Below are 17408 nucleotides of genomic sequence, written 5' to 3' on the forward strand. Positions count from 1 at the left end.
GCCTCAGAGGCCGGCGGCTGCGCGCAGGGCCGCGGCCTGCGTGGTCGCTTCCCAGGTGAACTCGGGCTCCTCGCGGCCGAAGTGGCCGTAGGCGGCGGTCTTCTGGTAGATCGGGCGCAGCAGGTCGAGCATCTGGATGATGCCCTTCGGACGCAGGTCGAAGTGCTCGCGCACGAGCTCGGCGATCTTCTCGTCGGGGATCACGCCGGTGCCTTCGGTGTAGACCGTGATGTTCATCGGCTGGGCCACGCCGATGGCGTAGGCCACCTGGATCTGGCACTGGCGCGCCAGGCCGGCGGCCACGATGTTCTTCGCCACGTAGCGCGCGGCATAGGCGGCCGAGCGGTCGACCTTCGAGGGGTCCTTGCCCGAGAACGCGCCGCCGCCGTGCGGGCAGGCGCCGCCGTAGGTGTCGACGATGATCTTGCGGCCCGTGAGGCCGCAGTCGCCCTGCGGGCCGCCGATGACGAAGCGGCCGGTCGGGTTGATCAGGTAGCGCGTGTTCTGCAGCCATTCCTTGGGCAGCACGGGCTTGATGATCTCCTCGATGATGGCTTCGTTGAACGAGGCCTTCATCTTGGTCGGCGTCTCGCTCTGGTCGGGGCTGTGCTGGGTCGAGAGCACCACGGTGTCGATGCTGTGCGGCTTGCCGTCGACATAGCGCATCGTCACCTGGCTCTTGGCGTCGGGACGCAGGAAGGGCAGGCGGCCGTCCTTGCGCAGTTGCGCCTGGCGCTCGACCAGGCGGTGCGCGTAGTAGATCGGCGCGGGCATCAGCTCGGGCGTCTCGTCGCAGGCGTAGCCGAACATCAGGCCCTGGTCGCCGGCGCCGGTGTTCAGGTGGTCGTCCGATGCGTGGTCGACGCCCTGGGCGATGTCGTTGGACTGCTTGTCGTAGCAGACCATGACCGCGCAGCCCTTGTAGTCGATGCCGTAGTCGGTGTTGTCGTAGCCGATGCGCTTGATGGTGTCGCGCGCGACCTGGATGTAGTCGACGTGCGCGTTGGTCGTGATCTCGCCGGCGAGCACCACGAGGCCGGTGTTGGTCAGCGTCTCGGCGGCCACGCGGCTGCGCGGGTCCTGTTCGAAGATCGCATCCAGGATGGCGTCCGAGATCTGGTCGGCCACCTTGTCGGGGTGGCCTTCGGAGACGGATTCGGAAGTGAAGAGGAAGTCGTTCGCCATTTGTTCAAAGCTCCTTGAAGTGGTTTGGCGCGTTGCCAACTCTGCGGAGCCCTGGCGAACGCTTTAGCAGAATGCCGATGAGCCATCGGCGGGCACAATCGCCATGCGGCGCCCGTGCTTGTCGCCCTGCAAGTTGTTCCGTAACTCGGCGACAATTTCGATTCTATTCGAGCCGCGCCAAACCGTGCGCGCGCGTCCTTGACCCCATTCCCGACCTGTCCATGATCGCTCTCTTCCGATTGCTTGCCCGCGTACCGATGCCCGTGATGCATTGGTTCGGCGCCGGGCTCGGATGGCTGGTCTGGGCCCTGGCGCCCGACTACCGGAGGCGCTTCCGGGCCAATGCCCACAGCGCCGGCTTCGGCCCCGACGCCTACCGCCCGGCCATCGCCGCGGCCGGCAAGATGGCCTCCGAACTGCCCTGGCTCTGGCTGCGCCCCCATGGCGAGACGGTGCTGCCGCGCGTGCTGCGCTGGGAGGGCGTGGAAGCCTTCGAGGCCGCGCTGCAGGCGAAGAAGGGCGTGATCCTGGTCGCGCCCCACCTGGGCAGCTGGGAGATGTGCGGCCAGGCGATCGGCGAGCGTTTCCATGAACGCTATGGCCCGATCACCGCGCTGTTCCGTCCCGCGCGCAAGAAGTGGATGGCCGCGCTGATCGCCGCCGGCTCGCGCGACCGGCCCGGGCTGCAGACCCTGCCGACCAGCATCACCGGCGTGCGCGGCCTGATGCGCACGCTGCGCAACGGCGGCTACACCGGCATCCTGCCCGATCAGGTGCCGCCGCTGGGGCAGGGCGTGTGGGCGCCGTTCCTGGGCCGGCCCGCCTACACCATGAGCCTGCTGCCGCGGCTCGCGCAGCAGACCGGCGCGGCCTGCTTCCTCAGCGTCTGCGAACGGCTGCCGCGCGGCGCGGGCTACGTGATCCGCTTCGAGCCGATCGTGGGCACCGCGCTGACCGATCCCAAGGCCACGCTCGAGGACGCGGCCGCCGCGATGAACGAGGCCATCGGCCGGCTGATCCGCAGCCTGCCGGGCCAGTACGTGTGGGACTACGCGCGCTACAAGGAACCGCGCGGCGACGCGCCCGTGGTGGCCGAGGCCGGGGGGGCTGCACGATGAGTCTGGGTTCCCGTCTGGGCATCGGTTTCATGCGCGTGATCGCGCCGCTGCCGCTGCCGCTGGTGCGCGGCTTCGGCGCCTTCCTGGGCCGCGTGCTGCACACGATCGCGCTGCCGCGCCGGCGCGTGGTCGACACCAACCTCGCGGTCTGCTTCCCCGAGAAGTCCGAGGCCGAGCGGCGCGCGATTGCGAAGGAGAGCTTCGTCTACGTGGCGCAATCGTGGCTCGACCGCAGCTGGCTCTGGCATGCGCCCGAGAAGGTGGTGGCGAGCCGGCTGAAGATCGTGGGCGCGGCCGTGGAGATCCGCGAGATCGCCGAGGGCAGCGAGCCGATGATCCTGTTCGCGCCGCACTTCTACGGCCTCGACGCCGCGGCCACCGCGCTCACGATGCACACGGCGCGGCCTTCGGCCACCATCTACACGACCCAGCGCGACCCGATGGTCGATGCCTGGATCCGCGAGGGCCGCACGCGCTTCGGCGACGTGGCGGCGCTCAACCGGGTCGACGGCATCAAGCCGGTGCTCTCGGGGCTGCGCAAGGGCGGGCTGCTGTACCTGCTGCCCGACATGGACTTCGGCCGCGACCAGACCATCTTCGTGCCCTTCTATGGCGTGCAGGCGGCCACGGTGCCCTCGCTCTCGCGCTTCGCGCGGCTGGGCAAGGCGAAGGTGGTGCCGATCGTCGCGAAGCTCACGCGCGACGGCTACGAGATCGAGGTGCTCGAGACCTGGCGGAACTTCCCGACCGACGACGTCGAGGCCGACACCGCGCTGATGAACACGCGGCTGCAGGGCTACATCGATCCGATGCCGGCCCAGTACTACTGGGTGCACCGGCGCTTCAAGACGCGCCCCGAGGGAGATCCTCCTATTTATTGAGGAAGGCCTCGATCTCGCCCGCCACGAGCCGCGGCTGCTCGTGCACGATCCAGTGGGTGGCGTTCGGCACCTTCTTGACCACGAGATCGGGCACGTACTCGTCGAGCCCTTCGAGCAGGCCCGGCAACAGCGCGGCGTCGTCGAGCGCCCAGAACACGAAGGTCGGCACGTTGACCACCAGCCGCTCGCGCGGCAGCAGCGGGATGCCGTCGATGGTCTGGCCCGGCAGCGGCGGCTTCATCGGCGTCACACGGTAGAGGTTGCAGGCACCCGTGAGGCCCGCGCTCCAGACCTCGCGGTACTGCTGCTTCACTTCCTCGGTGAGCCAGCCGAAGCCATCGGGGCCGGCCTTCATCAGCAGGAAGAAGGGCCACATGCGCTTGAAGTCGTCGGCCGCGAGCAGGGCCTCGGCATCGGGCCGCGCGAGGAAGTTCATATAGGCGCTGGCCTGCTGCTGCGCCGCGCTGTTGCGCAGCTCGCGCGTGAAGGTGCCGGGGTGCGGCGAGTTGATGATCACCAGCTTGCCGACCTGCTGCGGGAACGCGTTGGCATAGCCCCAGCCGAAGGCGCCGCCCCAGTCGTGCGCAACCAGCGCGGCCATGGTGCCGTCCTTGCTCTCGGTGGCCACCAGTTGCTGGATGTCCTGGATCAGCAACTGCGCCTTGTACTCGGCCACCTCGGTGGGCGCGCTCGACTTCTCGAAGCCGCGCAGGTTGGGCGCCACGCAGCGGTAGCCGCCACGCGCGGGGTCGGCGAAGTAGGCGAGCAGTTCGTCCCAGATGAACGCGGCCTCGGGGAAGCCGTGCAGGAACACCATCAGCGGGCGGCCGGGCTCGCCGGCGGCGCGGCAGCTCAGGGTGATGCCGTTGGGCAGGCTGCGTTGGAAGGTCTCGATCATGCGTCTTGTCTCCTCTTGGTTGCTATCTTTTCGATAGTGAGTTCGGCAGATGGGACGGCCGCTGCAGCCGGTCGTGCTCAGGATTCCTCGGGCGGCTCCGCGGCGGGCCCGCCGGTGTCCTCGTCGGGCTGGGCCGAGGCATCCTCCGTGTGGACCCAGCGCGACAGCAGTTCGGCCGCCTCGCCCACGCCCTGTTTCTTCAGTGCCGAGAACAGTTTGACCTCGCCGCCGCCGGCCTGCAGTCGCACGATGGACAGCACCTTCGCGCCCTCGGAGCGCGTGAGCTTGTCGGACTTGGTCAGCAGCACCAGGAACTTGAGGCCCTGCTCGACGCGCGGGCGGATCACCTCGAGCAGGATCTCGTCGAGCTCGGTCAGGCCGTGGCGCGGATCGCACATCAGCACCACGCCGCGCAGGTTCTCGCGCGTCATCAGGTAGTTGCCCATCACGCGCTGCCAGCGCAGCTTGGCCTCGCGCGGCACGGCCGCGTAGCCGTAGCCGGGCAGGTCGGCGAGCACCGCGTCGTCGACCTTCTGCCGGCCGATGCCGAACAGGTTGATGTGCTGCGTGCGGCCCGGCGTCTTCGAGGCGAAGGCCAGCCGCGTCTGCTGCGTGAGCGTGTTGATGGCGGTGGACTTGCCGGCGTTGGAGCGGCCGACGAAGGCGATCTCGGGCAGGGCGAAGGGCGGCAGGTGCTCGAGCTGCGGGGCGCTGGTCAGGAAGTGCGCGGTGTGCAGCCAGCCCAGCGCGGCACGTTCGCGTTCGGCGGTCTCGGGGTCTTTGGCGGGGGCCGCGCGGGAAGGAAATGCGGTGCTCTTGCGCGACGGCGTGGTCATCAATGGGCTTTCGGAACGGGGCGCCATTGTAGAATCGCGGGGTTTTGCGCCAATAAATTCGAGCCCCCGATATGAAGTTGTTTGCCAATTTTCTGCTTGCGGCCCTCGTGGGGATCGCTGGTACCGCAGTCAGCACTGGTGCTTTTGCCGAGGAGACGGCAGCCGCACCGACCACACCGGTCAAGGCCAAGCCCGACCCGGCCAAGGGCGACACCATCTTCAATGCCACCCCGGCCAACAGCCAGAGCTGCGCCTCCTGCCACAACGCGGACGGCAACTCGGCGATCCCGGCCAACCCCAAGCTGGCGCAGCAGCACCCCGAATACATCCTCAAGCAGCTCGAGGACTTCAAGTCCGGCAAGCGCAAGAGCGCGATCATGAAGCCGCTGGCCTCGGCGCTGTCCGAGGAGGACATGCGCAACATCGCCTGGTTCGTCGGCTCCAAGAAGATCAAGCCCGGCTTCTCGAAGGACAAGGACACGATCGCGCTCGGCGAGCGGATCTACCGCGGCGGCATCGCCGACCGCCAGATCCCGGCCTGCGCCGGCTGCCACAGCCCGAACGGCGCCGGCATGCCCGCGCAGTACCCGCGCCTGGGCGGCCAGCACGCCGACTACACGGCGGCCCAGCTCACGGCCTTCCGCGGCGACGGCACCACGGTGCGTGCCAACAACGCCGTGATGACCGGCGTGGCCGCCAAGCTCAACGACCGCGAAATCAAGGCCGTGGCCGACTACATCGCCGGTCTGCGTTGATCCCGCACGCGCGAGCGTGAACTAACCGCCGACAACAACCCCAAAACAGGGCGGGCCGATCCAGCAGGATGGCCCGCCCTTTTGCGTTTCGCTTCTTCCGGACGCCTTTTCTTCTCTCTTCTCTAGCAACCGATGTCAGTTTCCACTCACGGCCTTCGCGTCCATCGCGGCCCGCAAGCGCTTCGCGCGGCGGTGGAACTGCTGTCGTCGATGCGCTTCGCGATCGCGCTGCTCACGATCATCTGCATCGCCTCGATCATCGGCACCGTGCTCAAGCAGCACGAGCCGATCAACAACTACATCAACCAGTTCGGGCCGTTCTGGGCCGAGGTGTTCCGCGCCGCGCGGCTCGACTCGATCTACAGCGCCTGGTGGTTCCTGCTGATCCTGCTGTTCCTGGTGATCAGCACCACGCTGTGCATCGTGCGCAACACGCCGCGCATCGTGGTCGAGCTGCGCACCTTCAAGGAAGACATCCGCACCCAGAGCCTCAAGGCCTTCGGCCAGCGCGCGCAGACGCAGCTCGGCGAAACGCCCGACATGGCGGCCAACCGCATCGGCCAGCTGCTCGTGAGCGGCGGCTGGAAGGTCAAGCTGCAGCAGCGCGAAGCCACGGGCGACGGCAAGACGCCGGCCGGCTGGATGGTCGCCGCGCGTGCCGGCGGCGCCCACAAGCTCGGCTACATCGCGGCGCACAGCGCGATCGTGCTGGTGTGCATCGGCGGCCTGCTCGACGGCGACCTGGTGGTGCGCGCGCAGACCTGGTTCAACGGCAAGAGCGTGTTCACCGGCGGCGGCATGATCGCCGACGTGCCGCCGCAGCACCGGCTATCGGCCAGCAACCCGACCTTCCGCGGCAACATCCTGGTGCCCGAGGGCGGGCAGGGCAGCGTGGCGATCCTCAACCAGGCCGACGGCGTGCTGCTGCAGGAGCTGCCGTTCTCGATCGAGCTCAAGAAATTCATCGTCGACTACTACTCGACCGGCATGCCCAAGCTGTTCGCGAGCGAGGTGGTGCTGCACGACCGCGAGACCGGCGAGCAGGTGCCCGCGCGCATCGAGGTCAACCACCCGGCCAGCTACAAGGGCGTGGAGATCTACCAGTCGAGCTTCGACGACGGCGGCTCGACGGTGAAGCTCAAGGCGGTGCCGATGGCGGCCGCGGCCAAGCCCTTCGAGGTCGAGGGCGTGATCGGCGGACCGAGCAGCGAGATCACCAACGGCAAGGAGAAGCTGACGCTGGAGTTCGCCGCGCTGCGCGTGATCAACGTCGAGAACTTCGCCGACGGCGGCGCCATGGGCAGCGGCGCCGACGTGCGCAAGGTCGACCTGCGCCACGACATCGAGTCGCGCCTGGGCGCGGCCAACAAGACCAACAAGCCCAAGGTGCTGCGCAACATCGGCCCGAGCATCGGCTACAAGCTGCGCGACGCGGCCGGCCAGGCGCGCGAGTACCAGAACTACATGGTGCCGGTCGACACCGGCGACGGCCAGCCGGTGTTCCTGCTGGGCATGCGCGAGAAGCCCGAGGAGCCGTTCCGCTACCTGCGCGTGCCGGCCGACGAGCAGGGCTCGATGGACAGCTTCGTGCGCATGCGCGCCGCGCTCGAGGACCCGGCCACGCGCGCGCGCGCCATCGAGCGCTACATCGCCAAGGCCAGCGATCCGAAGCGCCCCGAGATGGCCGACCAGCTGCGGGTGTCGGCCACGCGCGCGCTGGCGCTGTTCGCGGGCAGCGAGCCCGCGCGCGCCGATGCCGCTTCCGCGGGCGGCTGGCAGGCGATCGCCGAGTTCATGGAGAGCAACGTGCCCGAGGCCGAGCGCGAGCGCGCGGGCGCGGTGCTGGTGCGCATCCTCAACGACGTGCTGTACGAGGTGCTGAACCTCAGCCGCGAAGGCGCGGGCCTCGCGGCGCTGCCGGGCGACGAGAAGTCGCAGGCCTTCCTCACGCAGGCGGTGATCGCGCTGAGCGACGCCCACTTCTACCCGGCCCCGGTCGCGATGATGATGACCGACTTCACCCAGGTGCAGGCCAGCGTGTTCCAGGTGGCGCGCGCCCCTGGCAAGAACGTCGTCTATCTGGGCTGTCTGTTGCTGATCGTCGGGATTTTTGCCATGCTGTACGTGCGCGAGCGTCGGCTCTGGGTGTGGCTGACACCCGCCGGCGCCGCCGGAGACAACACCACCGAGACCGCCGCGACGATGGCGTTCTCGGTCAATCGCAAGACCATCGACAGCGATCGGGAGTTCGAGCACCTCAAGCACAAGCTGCTCGCCCTGAAGAAAGAAGAGCCAGCCTCACCATGAACACCACCACCCTCACGCTCAACGAAAGCTGGCTCTCGCGGCGCAACCTGTTCGACTGGGTGTTCGCGGCGCTGGTGCTCGCGGGCGGCCTGTTCGCCTTCGCGCGCCACGCGGGCTCGATGGACTCCTACGAGAAGCCGATCCTGGTGGGCGCGCTGCTGTGCGTGATCGCCATGGGCTGGTTCTGGCGCCCGCTGCGGGTGCTGGCGATCGTGGTCGCGGCAGCCTCGCTGCTGGCCATCGCGTCCTACCAGGGCGACCTGGCGCGGGCCGACACCGTGTTCTGGCTCAAGTACTTCCTCTCGAGCCAGTCGGCCATCCTCTGGATGAGCGTGCTGTTCTTCATGAGCACGCTGTTCTACTGGCTGGGCTTCTTCGGCGGCAAGCAGGGCGACGCGCTCGAGGCGATCGGCTCGCGGCTGGCCTGGGCCGCCATCACCATGGCGCTGATCGGCACCATGGTGCGCTGGTACGAAAGCCACCAGCTCGGCCCCGACATCGGCCACATCCCGGTCAGCAACCTCTACGAGGTGTTCGTGCTGTTCTGCTGGCTCACGGCCGCGTTCTACCTCTACTACGAAGAGCACTACCGCACGCGCGCCCTCGGCGCCTTCGTGATGCTGGTGGTGAGCGCGGCGGTCGGTTTCCTGCTCTGGTACACGCTGGTGCGCCAGGCGCACGAGATCCAGCCGCTGGTGCCCGCGTTGCAGAGCTGGTGGATGAAGCTGCACGTGCCCGCCAACTTCATCGGCTACGGCACCTTCTCGCTCGCGGCCATGGTGGCCTTCGCCTACCTGGTGAAGGAGCAGGCGGGCGAGACCCGCTGGTACAAGCTCACGCCGATCTGGCTGCTGGGCATGGCGCTGTGCTTCGTGCCGGTGGCGTTCCGCCAGCGCGTGCAGGAAGCCGGCGGCAGCTACTGGGTGGCCTATGCGGCGATCTCGGCGCTGATCGCAGCCGGCATCCTGCTGGGGCGCAAGCGCATCGCGGCGCGCCTGCCGGCCAACGAGGTGCTCGACGACGTCATGTACAAGTCGATCGCGGTCGGCTTCGCCTTCTTCACCATCGCCACCGTGCTGGGCGCGCTGTGGGCCGCCGATGCCTGGGGCGGCTACTGGAGCTGGGACCCGAAGGAGACCTGGGCGCTGATCGTCTGGCTCAACTACGCGGCCTGGCTGCACATGCGCCTGGTCAAGGGCCTGCGCGGCACCGTGGCGGCCTGGTGGGCGCTCGCGGGGCTGGCGGTCACGACCTTCGCCTTCCTCGGCGTCAACATGTTCCTGAGCGGCCTGCACAGTTACGGCACGCTGTAGACACGCGCGAACGGGCTTTCGCGAAGAATTGAAACCGCGCGCCCCGCGTGCGCGTAACCGAATCGGGGGTGGCCACGAACTACCTTCCGAACACAACGATTCCAGCGAAAGGCCCGTCATGTCGTTCCATTCCCGTCCGTCGCGCCGCAACAGCGGCTTCATCCATCCGCGCTCCAGCGAGATCACGCCGCGCGCCCTCTACGAAGGGCGGCGCGACCTGCTCAAGCTGATGGCGGGCGGCGCGGCCGGTGCCGCGCTGGCCTCCTTCGCGGGCCGCGAGGCGCTGGCGCAGACGGCGCGGCCGAACAAGCTTGAGGCGCTGCCGGGCGCGAAATCCGCGGTGCCCGGTGCGCAGACGATGGAGAAGCTCACCGACTACAAGGACGCGACGAGCTACAACAACTTCTACGAGTTCGGCACCGACAAGGGCGATCCGGTCAAGAACGCCGGCACGCTCAAGACCCGGCCCTGGAGCGTCGAGGTCGAGGGGCTGGTGAAGAAGCCCGGCAAGTACACGATCGAGGACCTGCTCAAGCTCAGCGCGCAGGAAGAACGCATCTACCGGCTGCGCTGCGTCGAGGGCTGGTCGATGGTGATCCCGTGGGTCGGCTATTCGCTGGCCGAACTCATCAAGAAGGTCGAGCCGCAGGGCAACGCCAGGTTCATCGAGTTCGTGACCCTGGCCGATCCCAAGACCATGCCCTTCGTCGGCTCGCGCGTGCTCGACTGGCCCTACACCGAGGGCCTGCGCATGGACGAGGCGATGCACCCGCTCACGCTGCTGGCCTTCGGCATGTACGGCGAGGTGCTGCCGAACCAGAACGGCGCGCCGGTGCGGCTCGTGGTGCCGTGGAAGTACGGCTTCAAGTCGGCCAAGTCGATCGTGAAGATCCGCTTCGTCGAGAAGGAGCCGAGCACGGCCTGGAACAAGGCGGCGGCGCAGGAGTACGGCTTCTATTCGAACGTGAACCCGAACGTCGACCATCCGCGCTGGAGCCAGGCGACCGAGCGCCGCATCGGCGACGGCGGCGGCCTGTTCGCCAAGCGCAACAAGACGCTGCTGTTCAACGGCTACGAAGCGCAGGTCGGCCAGCTCTATGCGGGCATGGACCTGAAGAAGAACTACTGAGGCGGGCGCGCACCCCCGCAACCCGCGGGGGCGCGACCCGGACGCCATGAACAAGCTGCTGCTGCATCCCGCCGCCAAGCCCCTCGTCTTCGTGCTGTGCCTGCTGCCGTTCGCGTGGCTGGCCTACGGCGTGGTGGTCGACCAGCTGGGCCCCAATCCCCAGGAGTACCTGATCCGCGCGACCGGCGACTGGACCCTGCGCTTCCTGTGCATCGTGCTGGCGGTCACGCCGCTGCGCGTGACGACCAAGTGGAACGGCCTCGCGCGCTTGCGCCGCATGCTGGGTCTCTACGCCTACTTCTACGTCGTGCTGCACCTGCTGTGCTACGCGTGGTTCGACATGGGGTTCGACTGGGGCGAGATCGCGAAGGACATCGCCAAGCGGCCGTTCATCCTCGTGGGCTTCTCGGCCTTCGTGCTGCTGACGCCGCTGGCGCTGACCTCGTTCAACCGCGCGATCAAGGCCATGGGCGCGAAGCGCTGGCAGCTGCTGCACAAGCTGGTCTACCTGATCGCGGGGCTGGGCCTGCTGCACTTCTTCTGGATGCGCGCGGGCAAGAACAACTTCGCCGAGGTGTTCGTCTACGCGGCGATCATCGGCGTGCTGCTGGCCTGGCGCGCCTGGCGCTGGCTGCGCGGCCGCAAGGCCGGCGTGCCTGCGGCGCAAGCCGGCACGCGGGCGCGGCCGTCGAACTAGCCGCGGCCCGGCTCAGCCCCTGGCAGCCTGCAGCTCGGCCTGCAGCTGGTCTTCCATCGTCTCGCGCCGGCGGATCAGCGTGGCCGCCGCGCCGCTCACGAGCACCTCGGCCGCGCGCGCGCGGGTGTTGTAGTTGCTCGCCATGCTCATGCAATAGGCGCCGGCCGAGAGCACGCCCAGCAGGTCGCCGGCCACCACGTTGAGCTCGCGGTCGCGGCCGATCCAGTCGCCGCTTTCGCAGACCGGGCCCACCACGTCGTAGGTGGCGCCCGCGCCGGCGCGCTCGCGCAGCGGCACGATGCGGTGGAAGGCCTGGTACATCGCGGGACGCGGCAGGTCGTTCATGGCCGCGTCGACGATGCAGAAGTTCTTGTCCTCGCCGGGCTTGGTGTAGAGCACCTCGGTCAGGCACACGCCCGCATTGCCGACCAGCGAGCGGCCCGGCTCGATCACCAGCTTGCGCTGGCCGAAGCCGCGCGCGTCGAGCCGTGCGAGCAGCTGCTGCCACAGCGCATCGGCCTGCGGCGGCGTGTCGCCGTTGTAGTCGATGCCCAGGCCGCCGCCGAAGTCCAGGTGATGGATGGGAATGCCCGCGGCCTCGATCGCCTCGACCAGGTCGAGCACGCGCTCGACGGCGTCGAAGTAGGGCGAGGCGTCGGTGATCTGCGAGCCGATGTGGCAGTCGATGCCGACCACCTCGAGACCCGGCAGGCTGGCCGCATGGCGATAGGCCTGCACCGCGCGGTCGTGCGCGATGCCGAACTTGTTGCCCTTGAGGCCGGTGGAGATGTAGGGATGGGTCTTGGGGTCGACGTTGGGATTGATGCGGATGCTGATCGGCGCGCGCGCCTTCTCGGCCAGCGCGACCTCGTTGAGCACGTCGAGCTCGGCTTCGCTCTCGACGTTGAAGCAGGCGATGCCGGCCGCGAGCGCCTGGCGCATCTCGGCGCGGGTCTTGCCGACGCCCGAGAAGATGATCTTCTCCGGATCGGCGCCGACCGCGAGCACGCGCGCGAGTTCGCCGCCCGAGACGATGTCGAAGCCGCAGCCGGCCTCGGCGAACACGCGCAGCACGCCGAGCGAGGAGTTGGCCTTCATCGCGTAGCAGACCAGCGCGTCGCGGCCCTCGAAGCCGCGCTGGTAGGCGGCCAGGGCGTCGAGCATCCACTGCTTCGAGTAGACGAACAAGGGCGTGCCATGCTCGCGCGCGAGCGCGTCGAGCGACACGCCTTCGACCTGGAGCGCGCCGTCGCGCTGCGCGATGTGGGGATGGCCGGGCAGGGGAAGGGTGCTCATCGGGCGGCTCCGCTGCTGGCGGTGGCGGGCTTCGGCGCGGCCTGGCCGGCGCCGGAAGACGGCGTGGCATTGCTGGTGCCGCCGGGCATGCTGGGCGTCAGCAGGTCGGGCAGCGTGGCGCGTTGCGAGGCGGCCGGATCGGTCGGCAGATAGAGGGCACCGCGCTGTCCGCAGGCGGCCAGGCCGAGGGTGGCGGCGGCGAGGCAGACCATGAGCGCAGTGCGGCCGCGGGCGCTCACTAGAATTTGGTGGACATTCAACATAACGAAATTGTAATGACGGACTCCGAATACATGGACCGCGCCGAAGCCGCGCTGGCAGCGATCGAGCAGGGCTGCGATCGCATCAACGACGCCACGGACGCCGACATCGACAACCAGCGCGTGGGCGGCATGATCACGATTTCGTTTCCCAACGGCAGCCAGCTGATCGTGAACCTGCAGAAGCCGCTGCAGGAGATCTGGCTCGCGGCGCGCTCGGGCGGCTACCACTACCGCTTCGACGGCCGGGCCTGGATCGACACCAAGAGCGGCGAGGAGTTCTTCGGCAACCTCTCGCGCGAGGCGACGCTGCAGGCGGGACAGTCGCTGAGCTTCGCCGCGGGCTGAGGCCCGCGGCTCGGACTCAGTTGCGGAACAGGTCGAGGATGCGGCTGCGCTCCTCGGGCGGTGCCGGCGGACTCACCGGCGCGCCGCTCAGCGATTCGGCCGGCGCCGCCGGTGCCGTATCGACACCCAGGCTGGCCACGCCGCGGCCCGGCGCATAGTCGTCGTAGTACCACTCGCCGCCCACGTTCACCACGCCGGAAGGCGGCGCCGTCGAGAGGTCGGTGACCGGCGTGCCCTTGATGGCCGTTTCCATGAAGTTGATCCAGATCGGCAGGCTCAGGCCGCCGCCGGTCTCGCGGTCGCCGAGGTTGCGCGGCGTGTCGTAGCCGATCCACGAGATCGCGGTCATGGTCGGCTGGAAGCCCGCGAACCAGGCATCGAGCGAGTCGTTGGTGGTGCCGGTCTTGCCGTAGAGGTCGGGCCGCTTGAGCATCGCCTGGGCCTTGGCCGCGGTGCCGGCGCGCGCCACCGACTGCAGCAGGCTGTCCATGATGAAGGCGTTGCGCTGCGGGATGGCGCGCAGCGCCTCGTTGAGCAGCGGCGGCTGCTTGTCGACCAGCAGCTTGTCCTTGTGGTCGGTGATGCGCGTCACGAGGTAGGGATTGACGCGGTAGCCGCCGTTGGCGAACACCGAGTAGCCCACCGCCATCTGCATCGGCGTGACCGAGCCCGCGCCGAGCGCCATCGGCAGGTAGGCCGGGTGCTTCTCGCGCTCGAAGCCGAAGTTGGTGATCCAGTCCTGCGCGTAGCGCGTGCCGATCGACTGCAGGATGCGGATCGAGACCAGGTTCTTCGACTTCATCAGCGCGGTGCGCATCGACATCGGGCCGTCGTAGCCGCCGCCGTAGTTCTTGGGCTCCCAGGGCTGGCCGCCGGTGGTGCCGGCATCGAAGAACAGCGGGCCGTCGTTGATCACGGTGGCGGGCGTGAAGCCCTTCTCGAGCGCGGCCGAGTAGATGAAGGGCTTGAAGCTCGAACCGGGCTGGCGCCAGGCCTGGGTGACGTGGTTGAACTTGTTCTTGCCGAAGTCGAAGCCGCCGACCAGCGCCTTGATCGCGCCGTCGCGCGGGTCCATGGCGACGAAGGCGCCCTCGACCTCGGGCAGCTGGGTGATCTCCCAGGTGTTCTTGGGCGTCTTCACCACGCGGATCACCGCGCCGCGGCGGATCTTGATGTTGGGCGGTGCCTTGTCGGAAAGGCCCGACTGCGCGGGCTTGAGGCCTTCGCCCGTGATCTGCACCGCGTCGCCGTTGCCGCGCACCGCGTCGATCTGCTTGGCCGTGGCCTTGAGCACCACGGCGGCCATCACGTCGCCGTTGTCGGGATGGTCGCTGAGCGCGTCGTCCACCGCTTCGTCGAGATCCTTGGCGTCGTTCGGCAGCTCGACGAACTTCTCGGGGCCGCGGTAGATCTGGCGGCGCTCGTAATCCATGATGCCCTTGCGCAGCGCCTTGTAGGCGGCGGCCTGGTCGGCCGCCACGAGCGAGGTGTAGACCTTGAGGCCGCGCGTGTAGGTGCTGTCGCCGTACTGCGCGTACATCAGCTGGCGCACCGTCTCGGCCACGTACTCGGCATGCAGCCGGTTCGGGTCGGCGGCATCGCGCAGGTGCAGTTCTTCCTTCTTGGCGGCCGCGGCCTGCTCGGCGGTGATGAAGCCGGCTTCCTGCATGCGGTCGATCACGTAGAACTGCCGGCCGCGCGCGCGCTGCGGGTTGTTCACCGGGTTGTTCGCGCCGGGGGCCTTGGGCAGGCCGGCCAGCATCGCGGCCTGGGCGATGGTGAGCTCGGACAGCGGCTTGCCGAAGTAGGCCTCGGAGGCGGCGGCGAAGCCGTAGGCGCGGTTGCCGAGGTAGATCTGGTTCAGGTAGATCTCGAAGATCTGGTCCTTGCTCAGCAGGTGCTCGAGCTTGAAGGTCAGCAACACCTCGTAGATCTTGCGCGTGAGCGTCTTCTCGGAACTCAGGTAGACGTTGCGCGCCACCTGCATGGTGATGGTGGAGGCGCCCTGGCTCTTCACGCGGTTCATGTTCGCGAGGCCGGCGCGAATCATGCCCTTGTAGTCGACGCCGCCATGGTCGTAGAAGCGCGCGTCCTCGGCCGCCAGCACGGCGTCCTTCACCACCTTGGGAATGGCGGAGATCGGCGTCAGGTTGCGGCGCTCCTCGCCGAATTCGCCGATCTGGATGCCTTCGGCCGAGAACACGCGCAGCGGCAGCTTGGGCCGGTAGTCGGAGAGCTCGGAGATGTCGGGTAGGTTCGGATAGGCGACCGCCAGCGCCACCGCGACCACGCAGATCACCGACAGCACGCCGGCCGCGGCGATGCCCAGGCCCCAGAACACGAAGCGCAGCAGCCATTTGAGCCAGGCGGGCCGGGTGGAGGCGGGTGGGGTGTTGGCTGGGCGCTTGGAGTTTGGCGTTGGCCGTGTGTTTTCTTGCATGGAGGGCCCGAGAGTCACCGCGCATTATAAAAAGCCACCCCCTCGGCGGGCCCTCTTGTTTGCCAGGGTCCCAAGTCCTAATCCGAAAGTTACAAAGCGAGGCTTTAACGTCAGGTTTTGGCAACGATCGGACCTGCCGTCCCGATGAGCCCCTTGGATGGCGTCGGGCGTGCTGCTAGCATGCAACCGAATTCAATTTTTTCCATTGGTTACAAATGCAGGGGAAGAGGGACAGAACTTGGCTGCTCTTGGAACATTGTTTCGTCGTCAGAACGCCCCCCTGCTCGGGCTGGATGTCAGTTCGTCCAGCGTCAAGCTGGTCGAGCTCGGCCGTGAAGCCAGCGGCAAGCTGATCCTGGAACGCTGCGCCATCGAGCCGCTCGAGCGCGGCTGGATCACCGATGGCAACGTCGAGAAGTTCGACGAAGTCGCCGAGGCCGTGCGCCGCGTGGTGCGCAAGAGCGGCACCCGCACCCGCAATGTGGCGCTGGCGCTGCCGCCCTCGGCGGTGATCACCAAGAAGATCATTCTTCCGGGCGGCATGAGCGAGCAGGAGCTCGAGATCCAGGTCGAATCGGAAGCAAATCAATACATTCCTTTCTCGCTCGACGAAGTGAGTCTCGATTTCTGCGTGACCGGGCCGAGCCTGAGCTCGGCGGGCGACGTCGAAGTGCTGATCGCCGCCTCGCGCAAGGAAAAGGTGCAGGACCGCGAAGGCTTGGCCGAAGCGGCGGGCCTCAAGGCCATGATCCTGGACGTCGAGTCCTATGCCTCGCGCCTCGCCACCGCGCGCCTGATCGAGCAGTTGCCGGGCAAGGGCCAGGATGCGATCGTCGCCCTGTTCGAGGTCGGCGCCTTCACCACCAGCATGCAGGTGCTGCGCAACCAGGAAGTGCTGTACGACCGCGACCAGGCCTTCGGCGGCGCCCAGCTGACCCAGATGATCGTGCGCCAGTACGGGTTCTCGGCCGAGGAGGCCGAGGCCAAGAAGCGCAGCGGCGACCTGCCCGACGACTATGGCTCGGGCGTCCTCAAGCCCTTCGTCGAGAGCATTGCCCAGGAAATCGCGCGCGCGCTGCAGTTCTTCTTCACCAGCACGCCGCACAACCGCGTCGACTACGTGATGCTGGCCGGCGGCTCGGCCTCGCTGCCGGGCCTGAGCAATGCGGTGACGCGGCAGACCTCCTTCGCCTGTTCGCTCGTGAATCCCTTCGACGGCATGGAGCTCGGTTCGAACATCCGCGAGAAGAAGGTCCGGCGCGAAGCGCCTTCCTACCTGACCTCCTGCGGCCTGGCCATGCGGAGGTTCCTGCAGTGATCCTGATCAATCTGCTCCCTCACCGCGAGGCCGCGCGCAAGCGCCGGCGCGAGGCCTTCTTCGGCACCCTGGCCGGCGCCGCGCTACTCGGCGGCCTGATCGCCTGCCTGGGCTACCTCTGGTTCGAGGCCCAGATCTCGGCCCAGCAGTCGAAGAACCGCTTCCTGCAGGGCGAGATCAAGAAGCTCGAGGTCGAGATCAAGGAGATCTCGACCCTGCAGGACGAGATCGCGGCGCTGCGCGCGCGCCAGCAGGCTGTCGAGGACCTGCAGGGCGACCGCAACCTGCCGGTGCATTTGCTCAACGAGTTGGTGCGGCAACTGCCCGACGGCGTCTACCTGTCGAACATGAAGCAGGACAACCAGACCGTCACGCTGCAGGGCATGGCGCAATCGAACGAGCGCGTGTCGGAGCTGCTGCGCAACCTCGGCAACAACAGCCCCTGGCTGGTGAAGCCGGAGCTGGTCGAGATCACTTCCGCCACCGTGAGCCTGAGCGCGAACCAGCGCGACCAGCGTCGGGTGGCGAACTTCACCATGCGCATCGGCCTCAAGCGGCCGACCGACGCGCAGAAGGCGGCGGCCGACAAGGCGCTGGCCGCCGCGGCGCAGTCCAAGGGCTAGGCGA

The 17408-nt window shown here is 68.1% G+C and carries 16 protein-coding genes; 10 read left to right on the top strand and 6 right to left on the bottom strand.

Annotated features, from left to right (window positions below):
• Positions 1-3: 3 nt before the first annotated feature.
• On the bottom strand, positions 4-1185 hold the full coding sequence (metK, locus tag AC07RV_RS30295) for a methionine adenosyltransferase (RefSeq protein WP_093352062.1): 1182 nt from the start codon (positions 1183-1185) through the stop codon (positions 4-6).
• Between the two features lie 221 nt (positions 1186-1406).
• On the opposite strand from metK, the gene AC07RV_RS30300 reads away from it, so the two are divergent.
• Together AC07RV_RS30300 and AC07RV_RS30305 are read left to right on the top strand one after the other, a co-directional pair.
• Positions 1407-2303: a lysophospholipid acyltransferase family protein gene (locus tag AC07RV_RS30300; protein WP_296783094.1), complete on the top strand. Its 897-nt coding sequence runs from the start codon at positions 1407-1409 to the stop codon at positions 2301-2303.
• Positions 2300-3184 carry an LpxL/LpxP family acyltransferase gene (locus tag AC07RV_RS30305; RefSeq protein WP_296783089.1) on the top strand — a complete coding sequence of 295 codons (885 nt, stop codon included), beginning with the start codon at positions 2300-2302 and terminating at the stop codon, positions 3182-3184. The genes AC07RV_RS30300 and AC07RV_RS30305 overlap by 4 nt, the downstream gene beginning before the upstream one ends.
• On the opposite strand, the gene AC07RV_RS30310 is transcribed toward AC07RV_RS30305, so the two are convergent.
• Positions 3174-4082, bottom strand: coding sequence for an alpha/beta fold hydrolase (locus AC07RV_RS30310; RefSeq protein WP_296783086.1), 909 nt, complete (start codon positions 4080-4082; stop codon positions 3174-3176). The genes AC07RV_RS30305 and AC07RV_RS30310 overlap by 11 nt on opposite strands.
• Positions 4083-4159: 77 nt before the next feature.
• Entirely contained in the window at positions 4160-4918 is a 759-nt protein-coding gene (yihA, locus tag AC07RV_RS30315) for a ribosome biogenesis GTP-binding protein YihA/YsxC (protein ID WP_093352050.1), read from the bottom strand.
• 71 nt (positions 4919-4989) lie between these two features.
• Here yihA and AC07RV_RS30320 point away from each other — a divergent pair, with 71 nt between their 5' ends.
• The 5 genes from AC07RV_RS30320 (at position 4990) to msrQ (ending at position 11119) form a co-directional block, all read left to right on the top strand.
• A complete protein-coding gene (locus AC07RV_RS30320) occupies positions 4990-5673 on the top strand; it encodes a c-type cytochrome (RefSeq protein ID WP_261209774.1) in 684 nt (227 codons plus the stop codon).
• A gap of 132 nt (positions 5674-5805) precedes the next feature.
• Positions 5806-7980 carry a cytochrome c biogenesis protein ResB gene (locus tag AC07RV_RS30325; protein WP_296783082.1) on the top strand — a complete coding sequence of 725 codons (2175 nt, stop codon included), beginning with the start codon at positions 5806-5808 and terminating at the stop codon, positions 7978-7980.
• Complete coding sequence (gene ccsB, locus AC07RV_RS30330) at positions 7977-9293, top strand: c-type cytochrome biogenesis protein CcsB (RefSeq protein WP_261209778.1); 1317 nt, start codon at positions 7977-7979, stop codon at positions 9291-9293. Before AC07RV_RS30325 ends, ccsB begins: the two co-directional genes overlap by 4 nt.
• Before the next feature lie 118 nt (positions 9294-9411).
• Complete coding sequence (gene msrP / locus AC07RV_RS30335; protein WP_261209780.1) at positions 9412-10422, top strand: protein-methionine-sulfoxide reductase catalytic subunit MsrP; 1011 nt, start codon at positions 9412-9414, stop codon at positions 10420-10422.
• Positions 10423-10468: 46 nt separating this feature from the next.
• On the top strand, positions 10469-11119 hold the full coding sequence (msrQ, locus tag AC07RV_RS30340) for a protein-methionine-sulfoxide reductase heme-binding subunit MsrQ (RefSeq protein ID WP_296783079.1): 651 nt from the start codon (positions 10469-10471) through the stop codon (positions 11117-11119).
• Between the two features lie 12 nt (positions 11120-11131).
• Here the strand turns inward: msrQ and lysA are convergent, their stop codons facing one another.
• Both lysA and lptM read right to left on the bottom strand, forming a co-directional pair.
• Positions 11132-12415, bottom strand: coding sequence for a diaminopimelate decarboxylase (gene lysA, locus AC07RV_RS30345; RefSeq protein ID WP_296741181.1), 1284 nt, complete (start codon positions 12413-12415; stop codon positions 11132-11134).
• Positions 12412-12627 (bottom strand): LPS translocon maturation chaperone LptM, encoded by a 216-nt coding sequence (gene lptM / locus AC07RV_RS30350; protein ID WP_366929015.1) that lies wholly within the window; start codon positions 12625-12627, stop codon positions 12412-12414. The genes lysA and lptM overlap by 4 nt, the downstream gene beginning before the upstream one ends.
• A gap of 63 nt (positions 12628-12690) precedes the next feature.
• Between lptM and cyaY the strand changes: the two genes are divergently transcribed.
• A complete protein-coding gene (gene cyaY, locus AC07RV_RS30355; RefSeq protein ID WP_261209787.1) occupies positions 12691-13023 on the top strand; it encodes an iron donor protein CyaY in 333 nt (110 codons plus the stop codon).
• A 16-nt stretch (positions 13024-13039) separates the two neighbouring features.
• On the opposite strand, the gene AC07RV_RS30360 is transcribed toward cyaY, so the two are convergent.
• Positions 13040-15463: a penicillin-binding protein 1A gene (locus tag AC07RV_RS30360; protein ID WP_261209789.1), complete on the bottom strand. Its 2424-nt coding sequence runs from the start codon at positions 15461-15463 to the stop codon at positions 13040-13042.
• 238 nt (positions 15464-15701) lie between these two features.
• Between AC07RV_RS30360 and AC07RV_RS30365 the strand changes: the two genes are divergently transcribed.
• Positions 15702-16781 carry a pilus assembly protein PilM gene (locus AC07RV_RS30365; RefSeq protein WP_057596021.1) on the top strand — a complete coding sequence of 360 codons (1080 nt, stop codon included), beginning with the start codon at positions 15702-15704 and terminating at the stop codon, positions 16779-16781.
• Positions 16778-17404: a PilN domain-containing protein gene (locus AC07RV_RS30370; RefSeq protein WP_261209794.1), complete on the top strand. Its 627-nt coding sequence runs from the start codon at positions 16778-16780 to the stop codon at positions 17402-17404. Before AC07RV_RS30365 ends, AC07RV_RS30370 begins: the two co-directional genes overlap by 4 nt.
• Positions 17405-17408 lie beyond the last annotated feature (4 nt).

It is taken from the genome of Variovorax sp. GW821-FHT09B01, from assembly GCF_059418345.1.